Origin of the sequence: Poseidonibacter lekithochrous (genome assembly GCF_018861145.1) — a bacterium.
In the GTDB taxonomy this organism is placed as follows: domain Bacteria; phylum Campylobacterota; class Campylobacteria; order Campylobacterales; family Arcobacteraceae; genus Poseidonibacter; species Poseidonibacter lekithochrous_A.
Genome location: NZ_JAHKQT010000032.1, coordinates 15747 through 29912 on the forward strand (window position 1 = coordinate 15747; position 14166 = coordinate 29912).

At 28.1% G+C, this 14166-nt stretch carries 14 protein-coding genes; 6 read left to right on the plus strand and 8 right to left on the minus strand.

The window, feature by feature from the left end:
• Window positions 1-74: 74 nt before the first annotated feature.
• The 3 genes from KO488_RS11700 to KO488_RS11710 form a co-directional block, all read right to left on the minus strand.
• Entirely contained in the window at window positions 75-575 is a 501-nt protein-coding gene (locus KO488_RS11700) for a YgjV family protein (RefSeq protein WP_216059002.1), read from the minus strand.
• An 82-nt stretch (window positions 576-657) separates the two neighbouring features.
• Window positions 658-1158 (minus strand): peptidylprolyl isomerase, encoded by a 501-nt coding sequence (locus KO488_RS11705; RefSeq protein WP_216059003.1) that lies wholly within the window; start codon window positions 1156-1158, stop codon window positions 658-660.
• A gap of 14 nt (window positions 1159-1172) precedes the next feature.
• On the minus strand, window positions 1173-3047 hold the full coding sequence (locus KO488_RS11710; RefSeq protein WP_216059004.1) for a peptidoglycan D,D-transpeptidase FtsI family protein: 1875 nt from the start codon (window positions 3045-3047) through the stop codon (window positions 1173-1175).
• Between the two features lie 28 nt (window positions 3048-3075).
• On the opposite strand from KO488_RS11710, the gene KO488_RS11715 reads away from it, so the two are divergent.
• Window positions 3076-4323 carry an FtsW/RodA/SpoVE family cell cycle protein gene (locus KO488_RS11715; RefSeq protein ID WP_216059005.1) on the plus strand — a complete coding sequence of 416 codons (1248 nt, stop codon included), beginning with the start codon at window positions 3076-3078 and terminating at the stop codon, window positions 4321-4323.
• 1 nt (window position 4324) lies between these two features.
• Entirely contained in the window at window positions 4325-5356 is a 1032-nt protein-coding gene (locus KO488_RS11720) for a UDP-N-acetylglucosamine--N-acetylmuramyl-(pentapeptide) pyrophosphoryl-undecaprenol N-acetylglucosamine transferase (RefSeq protein ID WP_216059006.1), read from the plus strand.
• Here KO488_RS11720 and KO488_RS11725 read toward each other — a convergent pair.
• Window positions 5318-6103: an undecaprenyl-diphosphate phosphatase gene (locus KO488_RS11725; protein WP_216059007.1), complete on the minus strand. Its 786-nt coding sequence runs from the start codon at window positions 6101-6103 to the stop codon at window positions 5318-5320. The two genes, KO488_RS11720 and KO488_RS11725, sit on opposite strands and share 39 nt — an antisense overlap.
• Window positions 6104-6114: 11 nt before the next feature.
• The gene (locus tag KO488_RS11730) at window positions 6115-6762 is read right to left on the minus strand and encodes an MqnA/MqnD/SBP family protein (protein WP_216059008.1); all 648 of its coding nucleotides are present in this window, start codon (window positions 6760-6762) and stop codon (window positions 6115-6117) included.
• A 70-nt stretch (window positions 6763-6832) separates the two neighbouring features.
• Between KO488_RS11730 and KO488_RS11735 the strand changes: the two genes are divergently transcribed.
• From KO488_RS11735 to glnA, 4 genes are all read left to right on the plus strand, one after another.
• Window positions 6833-7054, plus strand: a complete 222-nt coding sequence (locus KO488_RS11735) for a MoaD/ThiS family protein (RefSeq protein WP_216059009.1) — start codon at window positions 6833-6835, stop codon at window positions 7052-7054.
• A 12-nt stretch (window positions 7055-7066) separates the two neighbouring features.
• A complete protein-coding gene (locus tag KO488_RS11740) occupies window positions 7067-7510 on the plus strand; it encodes a molybdenum cofactor biosynthesis protein MoaE (protein WP_323134187.1) in 444 nt (147 codons plus the stop codon).
• On the plus strand, window positions 7507-8298 hold the full coding sequence (gene hisJ, locus KO488_RS11745; protein WP_216059011.1) for a histidinol-phosphatase HisJ: 792 nt from the start codon (window positions 7507-7509) through the stop codon (window positions 8296-8298). The genes KO488_RS11740 and hisJ overlap by 4 nt, the downstream gene beginning before the upstream one ends.
• A 127-nt stretch (window positions 8299-8425) precedes the next feature.
• Window positions 8426-9853 carry a type I glutamate--ammonia ligase gene (glnA, locus tag KO488_RS11750; RefSeq protein ID WP_216059012.1) on the plus strand — a complete coding sequence of 476 codons (1428 nt, stop codon included), beginning with the start codon at window positions 8426-8428 and terminating at the stop codon, window positions 9851-9853.
• 103 nt (window positions 9854-9956) lie between these two features.
• Here the strand turns inward: glnA and KO488_RS11755 are convergent, their stop codons facing one another.
• The 3 genes from KO488_RS11755 to gpmI are packed head-to-tail and all read right to left on the minus strand — an operon-like array spanning window position 9957 to window position 14115.
• A complete protein-coding gene (locus KO488_RS11755) occupies window positions 9957-11930 on the minus strand; it encodes a transglycosylase domain-containing protein (protein WP_216059013.1) in 1974 nt (657 codons plus the stop codon).
• A 1-nt stretch (window position 11931) separates the two neighbouring features.
• Window positions 11932-12627 (minus strand): ATP-binding cassette domain-containing protein, encoded by a 696-nt coding sequence (locus KO488_RS11760; protein ID WP_216059014.1) that lies wholly within the window; start codon window positions 12625-12627, stop codon window positions 11932-11934.
• A gap of 6 nt (window positions 12628-12633) precedes the next feature.
• Entirely contained in the window at window positions 12634-14115 is a 1482-nt protein-coding gene (gene gpmI / locus KO488_RS11765; protein ID WP_216059015.1) for a 2,3-bisphosphoglycerate-independent phosphoglycerate mutase, read from the minus strand.
• Between the last annotated feature and the right edge of the window lie 51 nt (window positions 14116-14166).

Below are 14166 nucleotides of genomic sequence, written 5' to 3' on the forward strand. Positions count from 1 at the left end.
TATCAATTTTATTGATAATCCTTTTTTCTTTCTTATAGATATTCTTTACATGTTAAATATTTTAATTAATAAAGTTAATTATTAGAAGGTTTAATATAAAACCTATAATAACCAAATAAATTACTAGATATAAATAAAAACTCCATAATAACTGCGGCGGGTGAAAGTGATAAGGCATTATGAATAATCCATAATAAACTGCAAATCATCATTAATTGACGTAATTGTTTATCTTCTTTGTGAAAAGATCCAAGTGTTCCAAAAATAGCTGCAATGCAACTTATAATGCTTAGATAGCCTTGAAATGTAAATATAGAAATTAAAATAGTAAGAGTAATAAATAAATTTCTCATCTTTAAAGAAGTGCTAAAATAGCTTGCAATAAATCTAATAACAGCAAGCGCCATTAATGAAGCCGCTGTCCACTTCTCTAGTAGGATAAAATGTGTTGAAATTAATAATGATGCAAGACTAAAACATATTAAAATATATTTACGATTTTTAAATTGGAAAGACATTAAATCAAAGGAAATAGCTAGTAGTACTAATATTTGTGAAATAATAAAAGGAGTCATATTTTATCTTTCCTTTATATAAATATTTATGTATAAAAAAAGGTCAGTTTTTATACTGACCTTTTTATTACTAAACGATAAACTATTTTGATTCTAATATTTCTATTGAAATAATTTCATCATTTTGTTCAATTGAATCTAATACTTCGAAGCTATCAGCATCTTCTGGTTCAATTCCACCAAAAACAGTATGATGTCTATCTAAATGTGGTGTAGCATCAAAACATATAAAGAATTGACTTCCTCCTGTATTTGGACCTGCATGTGCCATTGATAAACTACCTTGATTATGAACTTGTTTATTCTTATCTACTTCACAAGGAATTGACCATCCTGGCCCGCCAGTTCCTGTACCTTCAGGACAACCACCTTGTGCCATAAACCCAGGAATTACTCTATGGAAGTTAAGGTTATTATAAAAACCATCATTTGCTAATGTAGCAAAGTTTGCAACTGTATTTGGAGTATCTTCATTAAATAATTTAATTAAAATAACACCTTTACTTGTAGTAATTTTTGCATATTGAAATTTTGCTAACTCTTCTGTTGTATAATCATATTTTTTTAATTCTTTTCCGAACATTATCTGCCTTTATATTAATTTTTTGAAATTATATCGTTTTTAGGTGTAAGGTAGTTTAATTTAATTAGATTTTGTATAATTTCTTTAAATACAGGAACTGCAGATGATGATGCGTATCGATAATACCAATACTTTCCTGTAGAATTTGGATTCATTACAGTAACTCCAATTGTATAAGAATTTTCTCCATCACTAACAAAACCAAAAAATGAAGAAATATATTTTTTTAGATATCTTCCTCCTCTTGCAATTTGTGCAGTTCCTGTTTTTCCACCTATTTCTAAACCTTCAATTCTTGCTGCTTTCCCTGTTCCTTCTTCAACTGTTTGTATTAAAAGTTGCTTCATTTTATTTGCAGTTTCTTTAGAAATCACTTTCTCTGGTTTATTATCATAGGCTTTATATTTACTGTCATTATGAGATAAGTGAGAAACAATCTTTGGTGTGGACATATATCCTTCACTACTAAAAACTGTATAAGCTTTCATCATTTGCATAAAAGTTGCTGTAATACCTTGACCATATGAATCTGTAGCTTTAAAAATATTATCTTCTTTATCTCTATCCCCAGCTGAATATTGTCTTATACTATGGATTACACCTTTTTTTTCATATGGTAAATCTATTCCTGTTTTTCTTGCTAATCCGAATCTTTTAAATCCTTCATAAAATTCAGGACCTGTAAGTCTTTGGGCAATTTTTAAGGTACCAATATTTGAAGAATAAATTACTACATCTTTTAGTGTTAAATAGTGTTTTTTAAATCTATGATCATCTCCAATTGTGTATCTACCTAATTTATACTTTCCTCTAGGGAATTCTCCTTTGCTATTAGCTTTTCCTTTTGTATTATAGGCAAAAAAGAGTTCATTTTTTTTAATTCTATTTTTATCCATAACTAGAGATATTGATAAGGGTTTAACTATTGATCCTGGTTCAAATTGATATTCTATTGCATTTACATTTAATGATGGAATATCTTTTTGTCTAATTTTTTCTGGATTAAATCTATTAGAAGATGCAAGTGTTAATACTTCACCAGTTTTACTATTCATTATTGAAACCATTATTTCATCTGCACTCAATTTCTCTTTATGTACATCAAGTGTTAATTCATTGTTTTTTTGAAGTTTTAATGGAATATTTAAATTTAAAGTTGCACCATCAATTCTTTTTCTAATTAATGAATTTTTATCAAAAGATATATATGATAATACATCTCTATTCCCTTGTAAAATTCCATCTTTAGATTCATTTAAAACTTTGTTATAACTTTTTTCAAGTCCTTTGATACCTTTTACTTTTGTTGTACCATTTTTACTTTCAAATTTTGATATATAACCTACAACTGGAGTTAATGTATCTTCGTATGAAAACAATCTTTTTTCTCCGCTTTCTTGAATACTTAAACCTCTAAGTATTTTTCCACCTTTAACTTTTCTTGATATAAATACATTAAGTTGTCGTAGTTTAAAAGAGAGTTCTTTTAAGTTCTTTGCAGTTCTTGAATCAATATTATAAGATAATACTAAATTTCCTGGTCGATTTTTTGCTTTTGTTAGTTTCTCTTTTAATTTTTTATAAGGAATTTTACTATAAATTGAAAAAAGTTGTAAAAATAGCTCTTTTTTATCTTCTGCCAAGTGTCTTGTATCTATAGATGCTTTATATAGTTTTTTAGATGAAGCAATTTTAAAATTATCAGAACTAATGATATCCCCACGCACTGATAATTCTTTTTTTTCACTTTGTAATGTTGGCATATGTCTATATTCAGTTATTGTTCGGAATACAGAAATAATAAGTATTAGTAAAAATAAGAAAATAATCATAAATAATATTGCTATTTTTTTAGTTTTATTAATTTTTTCGATTTTGTTTGAAGACATATTTATCCATAATGTTATATAATAGAGTATGTATTCTAACAAAAATAAGATTAAATCAATAAAAAATAATTTAAATTGTCAAAAAGCAGATTATCTATTGCTCATTTTAGTATCTTTACTAATCACTTTAAGTGTGGTGTTTTCATACTCTTTAAGTATTTATACTGTCGAGTATTATGGATATAGTCAATTTCATTTCTTTATTAGACAGACAATGGTTGCTATAGTTGCAATTGCTATTATGTGGTCTTTTTCATTAATAGACCCAGATAAATTAGTTGGAAAAGTTGGGATGACACTATTTTTACTATTCTTTTTTTTAATGGCACTAATGCCTGCACTTCCATCTTCTCTAGTAACAGCATCTGGTGGTGCTAATAGATGGATTCGATTACCAGGATTCTCACTGTCTCCTGTAGAGTTTTTTAAAATAGGTTTTATTTATTTTTTATCTTGGTCTTTTCATAGAAAAGTTATGGATCAACCAAAAAAAATTGGTTTAAGAAAAGAGTCAATTCTTTTAGCTCCATACTTTTTAACGTTTTTTGCTGTAGTTTTTATTGTAGCTTTTTTACAAAAAGATTTAGGACAAGTTGTACTTTTAGGAATTATTCTAGTTATATTATTGATTTTTGCAAATAGGTCTTTTAAAATCTTTTTAGTTTTAGGGGCAGGAGCACTTTTAGGTTTAGCCGGATTAATACTTGCGGCTCCTCATAGAATTCAAAGAATATATTCTTGGTGGGCAATGGTTCAAGATGGAATTCTTTCTGTGCTGCCTTCTTGGGCAGAATCTTATTTACGTATTGATGAGTTACCTGAGCCATATCAAGTATCACATTCTTTAAATGCAATGCATAATGGAAGTTTTTTAGGCCAAGGCATTTCTAATGGGGATATTAAAGTTGGATTTCTTTCAGAAGTTCATACAGATTTTGTATTAGCTGGTATTACTGAAGAGATAGGCCTATTGGGATTAATGTGTATTGTTGGAATTATGTTTTCTATAATTTGGCGTATATTTAGAATTAGTAGAAGAGTTAAAAATCCTATTTATCATTTGTTTACATTAGGTATTGCTTTGATGATTATAATTGCATTTTTAATAAATTCATATGGAATATCTGGGATGATACCAATTAAAGGTATTGCAGTACCCTTACTTTCATATGGAGGATCTTCAATGCTATCTATGTCAATTGCTATTGGTTTAGTTTTATCTATTAGTAGAGTTGTAAGTGATGAAGATATAGAAATAAAAGAAGGAAAGGTTTAATATGAAAGGAAATGTTGTAATTACAGGAGGTGGTACAGGAGGTCATTTAAAAGTTGCTGATGCTTTTATTGAGGAATTTAATAAAAGAGGTATTCCTGTTATTTTTATTGGTTCTTCTAATGGTCAAGATAAACAATGGTTTGATCAAGATAAAAGATTAAAAGCTATATATTTTTTAGATACAAAAGGTGTAGTAAATAAAAATACTTTAGGAAAAATAAGCTCTTTACTTAATATTATCTCTAAAACAAATTATTGTTTAGGCCTTTTTTCTAAATACAACGTAAAGACGGTTATCTCTGTAGGAGGCTTTTCCGCTGCAGCAGCTACTTTTGCATCTATTGTAAAACCAGGTTGTAAACTTTATATTCATGAACAAAATTCTGTAATGGGAACTTTAAATAAAGTTACATCTAGATTTGCTACTGAAGTTTTTTCTTCATTTACTAATTCATCTAAGATAAAAGATTATCCTGTAGCTCAAGAGTTCTTTGAGTTAGGACGAATTAGAGATAAGGTTAAAACAGTTGCTTTTTTTGGTGGTTCACAAGGTGCAATTGCTATAAATGATTTTGCTTTAAAAGTAGCTGTTAAATTAAATGAAATGGATATAAAAATCATTCATCAAGCTGGAAAGAATGATTATCAAAGAATAAAAGAAGAGTATGCTAAATTAAGTATAGATGCAGATATCTTTGATTTTTCTAAAGATATTCCAAGTAAAATGCAAAAAGCAGATTTTGCAGTAAGTAGGGCAGGAGCATCTACTTTATGGGAACTTTGTGCAAACTGTCTTCCTACATTTTTTATTCCATATAAATATGCAGCAGGAGATCACCAGTATTATAATGCAAAAGATTTAAAAGATAGAGGATTGTGTTTTTTACAAAGAGAAGGTGAGTTAAAAGAAGAAGACTTTTTTAATGCAATAAATAGTGATATTCATAGTATTAGTAAAAGTTTAGCTTCTTCTATTAATTCAAATGCAGTAGCTTTAATATGTAATATTATTATTCAAAATAACAAGAAGTAAAATACCAAAGATTATTCTATAAACACCAAAGGCTACAAATGTAAAGTTTTCAAGGAATTTTAAAAATAATTTGATTGCTAAAAAAGCTACAATAAAAGATACAACAAAACCAACTGCAAGATTTAGTATATTTGCATTTGAAAGAAGTTCTTCATGATGCTTTAATAAATCATATGCAGTTGTAGCACACATAACAGGAAAAGCTAAGAGAAAAGAAAACTCTGCACTGGCTTTTCTATTTAATCCAACTAACATCGCTCCAATAATACTAGATCCAGCTCTTGAAGTTCCTGGAATTAATGCAAAGATTTGAGCAAAACCAATCCATACTGCTTGTTTATAAGTTGCATCTTCAACATCTAGAGTGTGAGTTTCTTTTTCATCATAAAACTTTTCTACAATTAAAAAGATAATACCACCAATAATAAACATATAGGCAACTATTTCAATTGAAAACATCGCTTTAACTTGGCTAGAGAATATAAAACCTATAATTGCAATAGGAAAGAATGCAATCATTACTTTTGTCCATAAATCAATATGTGAAAGTGTAAACTTTGAAGGGTAAGTTAATATAACAGCTAAAATTGCTGCAAATTGTATAATTACTTCAAATGCTTTATTAATATTATTTTGTTCAATACCTAAAAATTCACTGGCAACTATTAAATGTCCAGTTGAAGATATTGGTAGAAATTCTGTTATACCTTCAATTATTCCTAAAATTATAGTATCAAATATTGTCATTTATGCGCCCTTTATTTTGTTAGTTTTAAAAAAAGTTTTAAGCTTCTCTTTTCTTTAATTCCAATTTTATAATCAATTTTTTTTAAGTATTCTATTATGTTCTTATTTGAGATACCTGTTCTTTTTGAATATTGATTCAAAATATATGTAGGTATTTTTATATGATTTTTATTAAATTTTTTTATAATATTTACTAATTGTCTTTTATTTGATGAATAACACAAAACTGCAAAGACAAAAGGTAAGTTATATTTATCATTCCAATATTGCGCTAAGTCAATAAAATCTTTTTTTTCGTTATTATGATAATATTTTAGTGCTTTATCACCTATTAAAACTTTACCTTCTAAATCTAATACTTTTGCTAATGCATTTGATGTATCACTTTGAAAATCTTTTTCATAATTACCAGGAATTAATAATACTGATAATACATCTTTTTTAGCAACAATTCCTAAATTTAACTTTTTTTCATTTCTTGAAGCAATTGAAGATATAAATGCTGAATCTACTTCTCTTTTTTTAAATTTTTTATTTATTAATGATGGATAAGATTTCTTATATTCAATAATTGCTTTAGTTTGTGTTGATTTTATATTTTTTTTTATATAAATATGAAATGGTAATAAATTGATAAAATCTATTTTTGCGAATATCATAAAATGATGAGTCCTTTACCTTAAAATTCTTTTGGTATAATAATTAAAAAACAATAAATAAGGGGTTAAAGTGGTTGATGTAGAATTCCTAGGACCAATTAATAAAGAGCCAATGAAAGTTGATATTTCAAACCTTTCAGAATTAAGTGAAATCTTAAAAAATGATGAACAAGTTTTAACTTGGCTAGATACTTGTGCTGTTGCTATAAATGATACTTTAGTATCGAAAAAAGATATAGAACTTTCTCAAGGAGATAAAATTTCATTGTTACCTCCTGTATGTGGTGGATGATAGAGGTTGAATGTGGAAAATCTAGAATTATTTGAAGGTAGTTTACCCGTTGAGAGAATCACAAATGCTTGGTATGACAAATATAGAAATTCAAATTATGGTGCAATTATTACTTTTGTAGGTGTTGTAAGAGATGAAAATAAAATTGATGGTTTATCTTTTGATATATATGAACCAATTTTAAATAATTGGTTTAATTCATGGGAAGAAAAAGCTAAAGAATTAAAAGCAATAGTATTAATGGCTCATAGTCGAGGGGATGTATTAAATCATGAAAGTTCATATATAGCTGCAGTTTGTTCTCCCAAAAGAAGAGTTGCTTTAGAATTGATTGATGAGTTTGTTGAAGATTTTAAAGCTCAAGCTCCTATTTGGAAATACGACATTCTTAATGGAAATAGAATATATGCTGAAGATAGAAGTACTGCTATAAAAGGTTCTGGACTTTTATCATGAGAGTAGATTTACATAACCATACAACTTTATGTAATCATGCAACTGGAACTTCTGAAGAATACATAAAAAGAGCTATTGAATTAGGAATTGATGTATATGGTTTTTCAGATCATGCACCAATGCCTTATGATCCTAAATATAGAATGGATATATCTGCTAAACCCTTATATGAAAAAGAAATATTAGATTTAAAAGAAATATATAAAAATGATATAGAAGTTTTACTTGGCTACGAAGTAGATTATTTAGATGGATTTATTCTAGATGAAATAGTTCATGCAAAAGTTGACTATCTAATTGGGTCTGTACATTTTTTAAAGAATAAACAAGATATGTGGGGCTTTGATAATCCGGAGTTTATAGGTGTTTATAAGTCTAAAGATATTGATACTATCTGGAGTGAATACTTTGATGCGATTGAAGCAATGGCCAAAACTGGTTTATTTGATATTGTTGGACATTTAGATTTAATCAAAGTATTCAAGTTTTTACCAAAAAAAGATGTAAGATTATTAGCAAAAAAAGCGTTACTAGCTATAAAAGACTCTAATATGGTCTTAGAAATTAACCCAGCAGGTTTAAGAAAACCAATAAAAGAGACATATCCATCAAGAACACTTCTTGAATTAGCTTATGAGATGAATATAAATATTACATTTGGTTCAGATGCTCATGCTATTGATCAAGTTGGTTTTAAATATGAAGAAGTAAGTTTATTTGCTAAAGAGATTGGATTTACTAAATGTATGACATTTTCCAATAGAGATTCAAAATTAGTTAGTTTCTAAATTTTGGGTATATTAGGAAAAAATATACTTTTTCCTTTCACTTGTATACTTTTTATACAGTTAATTTATCTTAATTTTTATTATTTTTGATAGAATTATTAATATATAAATTCAAGGAGTTACACCAATGGGTAAATTTGTTAATAATACAGAAGAGTTTTTTAAATATTGTGAAGAAAATGAAGTTAAGTTTGTAGATTTTAGATTTACAGATATGAAAGGAATGTGGCATCATATCTCGTATATGATGAGTGCAGTTACTGAAAGTCAATTAGAATTTGGTATGCCTTTTGATGGCTCATCAGTTGATGCATGGCAACCAATTAATAAATCAGATATGATTTTAAAACCAGATGTTGGAACTTCTTTCCTAGATCCATTTACTGCTGATTCTACAATCATTATGATATGTGATGTTTATGACATCTATAAAGGTGAAATGTATGAAAAATGTCCAAGATCTATTGCTAAAAAAGCATTAACTCATTTATCTGAGTCTGGTGTTGGTGATGTTGCATATTTTGGACCTGAAAATGAATTCTTTATTTTTGATGACGTAAAAATTATTGATAATATTAATGAATCATCTTATAGAGTTGATTCTGAAGAAGGTGAATGGTCTTCATCAACAGATTATGAAGGTGGTAACATGGGTCATAGACCTGGTACTAAAGGTGGTTATTTCCCAGCACAACCTACAGATTCGATGGTTGATTTAAGAGCTGAAATGATGTTAGTTTTAGAGCAAGTAGGACTTGAAGTAATTCTTGGACACCATGAAGTAGCACAAGCACAAGGTGAAATTGGTATTGTATTTGATGGATTAATTGAAGCTGCTGATAATGTACAAAAATATAAGTACGTTTGTAAAATGGTTGCACATTTAAATGGTAAATCTTGTACATTTATGCCTAAACCAATGTTTGGTGATAATGGTAATGGTATGCATGTGCACCAATCAATTTGGAAAGATGGTAGAAACTTATTCTATACAGAAGGTGAATATGGTAACCTTTCTGAAATGGCTAGACATTATGTTGGTGGAGTATTTAAACATGCTCGTGCAGTTGCTGCATTTACTAACCCTTCAACAAATTCATATAAAAGATTAATTCCTGGATTTGAAGCACCTTCAATCTTAACATATTCTTCTCAAAACAGATCTGCTTCTTGTAGAGTTCCTTATGGAGCGGGAGAAAAAGCAACTAGAGTTGAAATGAGATTCCCTGATTCATCTGCTTGTCCTTATTTAGCATTTGCTGCAATGCTTATGGCTGGACTTGATGGAATTAAAAATAAAACTGAACCTATTGGTCCAATGGATGAAGATTTATATGAAATGCCTTTAGATGAAATTAGAGAAAGAAAAATCCCTCAAATGCCTCATACGTTAAGAGGTTCATTAGAAGCATTAATTAGAGATAATGAGTTCTTACAACCAGTATTCACAAAAGATATGGTTCAAACTTATCAACATTATAAATTTGAAACTCAGGTTCACCCTGATGAAGCTAGACCAACAGCATTTGAATTTAAATCAACTTATTCTTGTTAATCAGAAAATAAGCTACAAAAAAGGTAAGTTCAATTGAACTTACCTTTTTTTATGTCTATATCTTAATAAACTTTTTAAATAAAGATAATAAAGTTAAGAGAAACTAGAACTCTATAACTTCTTCTCCTTGATTTTCAGGAGGTATTTCTAATTCTATTTCAGGTAGAGGAGATTTCTCTGTATAATATTCAAGCTTTCCATTAATCTTAGATGAATAAACTTTTGCTGGTTTTATAAAACTTCTAGGTATTTCAGGGTGAGATTCTAAATAGTTTTTATTAAAGTATGAAAATACAGGTGCTGCTATTTTACCACCTGTTTCTGTTTTTCTCATTGGTTTATTATTATCATTACCAAACCAAATAATTGTTTGAATTGATGGTGAATATCCACAGAACCATGCATCAACATTATTATTTGTTGTACCAGTTTTCCCTGCAAGAGATATTCCCTCTACTCTTGCTCTTCTTGCTGTTCCTCTATCTACTACATCTCTTAAAATTGATGTAATTAAAAAAGTTTGCTCAGGAGAATTTACTTCTTTTGTTTTTGGCTCAAAAGTTATTGTTTCTCCCGCCTTATTTGTAATTTGTTCAATAATATATGGTTTTACTTGAGTTCCATTATTTGCAAAAACACTATAATATTCACTTAATTCAAGTAAGGTAACAGACATTGTTCCTAGAGTAATAGATAAATCAGCTGGTAAATCTTTAAATCCGTATGATTCTAAACCTTTATATATAATATCGATACCTGTATCTGTAACTAAGTTTATAGTAGATAAGTTTCTTGATGATACTAAGGATTCTCGTAAATTTATAACACCTTTAAAATTCCCCCCATAGTTTTTAGGTTGCCATTTTTTATTTTTCCCATCAACTTTATAATCATATGTTCTTGATATATCAATAAGCTGTGATGCGGGATTTAGACCTTCATTTAAAGCTGTTTGATATAGAAATGGTTTTATTGCACTCCCTGGTTGTCTTTTTGATTGGACTGCTCTATTGAACATAGATTTTTTATAATCAATTCCTCCAACTAGTGCTAAAATCTTACCAGTACTACTTTCCATTGAAACAATTGCACCGTTTAAATTCTTTGTATATGAGTCATCATTTAAGTTTTTAGATCTTTTTCTGAAATCTAAATCTCTTTTTAGTGCATCTTCATGTGATAATCTTAAAGCTTTTCTTGCAATTTCTTGTGCTTCTAAATCTATTGTTAACTTGATTTTGTATCCACCTGATTTAATATCAGGGATATCGTCTTTTAATGTTTTCAATACATAGTCAATTACATATGGAGCTTTGTTTTTTGTTAATGTCTGTTTATAAATTTTTGGAACTTCCTTTATTGCACTTTCATATTGATCTTTATTAATCCATCCAAGTGTATTTAATCTTGTAATTACTTGATTAGCCCGAGCTAGGGATATTTTTAAATTCTTTGTAGGTGCATAAAAGCTAGGGGCTCTAGGAAGTCCAACTAAAATTGCCATTTCTTTTAATGATAATTCATATAAATCTTTATTAAAATATCCACGCGCAGCAGTCCTGATACCATAATAACCATGTCCAAAATATACATTATTTAAATATCTTTCAAGTATTTCTTCTTTTGTTAAAATAGTTTCAAGTCTAATTGCTAATAGTGCTTCTTTAATTTTTCTTATTAATTTTTTTTCACTTGATAAAACAAGCATTTTAATTAATTGTTGTGTTAATGTACTAGCCCCTTCTACAAAAGCACCAGCTTTTATATCTTTTATAATTGCACGAGAAATTGCATCTGGATTTATTCCAATATGTTCAAAATATTGTGTATCTTCAATAGCAACTAATCCTTCAATAATCTTTGCGGGAATGTCATCATATTTAACATATTCACGGTTTTCACCTACAAAAGTATTTGCTATAAGTTCTCCATTTTTATCAAAGAATTGAGTACTTTGTTTAGGTGAGTAATTTACTACTTTATCAATATCGTGTTTTATTTCATCATATAATGTATATAGCCATCCTAAAACAGCTAATCCTATAAGTAGAAAAAAACCAAAAATGTATTTAATCATATTATTTCCTAAAGTCTTTATTTTTAAATGTTGAGTTAATTAATGTTTTTGTGTATTCTTGTTTGGGATTTGATAAAATATCATTAGTACATCCTTTTTCAATTACAACTCCATCTTTTATTATAATGATATCTTTACATATATCTTTTACTGAGTCAATATCGTGGGTTACAAAAAGAATTAAAATATTTAAATCTTTTATCAATGAATCAATTAATTCAATTATATTATCTCTATTTTCAATATCTAAAGCAGTTGTTGGTTCATCAAGTAATAAAAATTTAATTTCTTTACTTAATGCAATTGCAATAATTATTCTTTGAATTTGTCCACCACTTAATTGACTTGGATATTTTTCTAAAACCCAAGTATCTAGATCTACAAGTTTTAATACTTCTTGCTTTTTCTCATTTGAACAGAAAAATTGTTTGTTGATTTTTGTCATAGGAGATAAAGAGGTAAATGGATTTTGAGGAATAAATCCAATTGAATTAAAATCTAATATAAAATTAGATTTTATATCTTTTTCACACTGAAGTGAATTTGGTAATAGATTTAATAGAGCTTTTAGAGTTAGTGATTTTCCACTACCACTTTGACCAATAAGAGCAGTGGCATTGGATATCTTTAAAGATATATTTACTAGCTCTTTTTCAGGGCTTTTTATAATTAGTTTTTGAATATCAATATTGAACATAAAAAATTAACTTTTAATTAAAGTCTCATCCATTTCATCAGGAATATCAATATTCATAAGTTTTAATACAGTTGGTGCAATATTATTTAAACTTCCAACTTTTACTTCTTTAACTTTTGGTGACATTATAAAACAATAAACGTCTCCTACTGTATGATTAGTTAAAGTATTGCCATCTTCATCTCTCATTCTTTCACAATTTCCATGATCAGATGTTAATATTAGGTTATATCCATGCTCTTTAACTTTTTGAATAATTAATCCAAGTTCTTTATCAACAGCTTCTACAGCTTTTTTACTTGCATCAAAATCTCCAGTATGCCCAACCATATCTCCATTTGCAAAGTTTACAACTATAAAGTCAGTTTGATTATCCATTGCATCTCTTACATTTTGTCCAACTTTTGGTGCTGACATTTCAGGTTGCAAGTCATAAGTAGCAACATTTGGTGATGGAGTTAAAACTCTAGTTTCATTTAAGAAAGGTTCCTCTACTCCACCATTAAAGAAAAATGTAACATGTGCATATTTTTCAGTTTCAGCTGTATGAAGTTGGTTTAATCCTGCATTTGAAATTACTTCTGCTAAAGTATTCTTTGGACTTTCCTTTGGAAATAAAACAGCCAATGGCATGTTTTTATCGTATTGAGTCATTGTTGCAATATTTAAAGATTCTGCAAACTTAGGAAAATGAGAAAAGTTTTTATCTGCAAATACTGAAGAAATTTCTCTCATTCTATCTGATCTAAAGTTACAAAAAACTATTGAATCATTTTCTTTTAATCCCGTGTATCCTTCAAAAGCAGTAGGAATAATAAATTCATCATATATATCTTCTTTATATGAGTTTTCTACAAATTCAAGAGCAGATAAAAAAGTTTTAGGATGAGCTAGTGCAATTGCATCATGGCCTTTTTGAATTCTATCCCATCTATTATCTCTATCCATTGTATAGTATCTTCCAGCAATAGTAGCAATTTTAATATCTTCATCACAAATATCAATAATTTGCTTAATATATGTCTTTGCACTATCAGGAGCTACATCTCTTCCATCTGTAATCATATGAATAAAAACTTTTTTATTCTCTTTTTTTGCTATTTTTGCCATGGCAATAATATGGTCTATATGTGAATGAACTCCACCATCACTTAATAACCCGAGTAAATGAATAGTATTTGATTTTTCCATACAATCTTTAAATACAGTATTATCTTTTAATGAATCTTCCTCAATGGCTATATTAATTTTTACTAAATCTTGATATAAAACTCTTCCTGAACCAATAGTCATATGTCCCACTTCCGAATTTCCCATTTGTCCATCAGGTAAACCAACATATTTACCATATGTATGAATAAGTGAATATGGAGTATTTTTAAATAAATCATCATATGTTGGAGTTAGAGCTTGAGAAAATGCATTGTAATCAGATGATTCGTTATGTCCAATACCATCAGTAATTACAAGAATAGTTTTGTTTGTCATTGTTTAAACCTTTTAAAAAGTATAATATAATATAATCGCAGCAATTATATC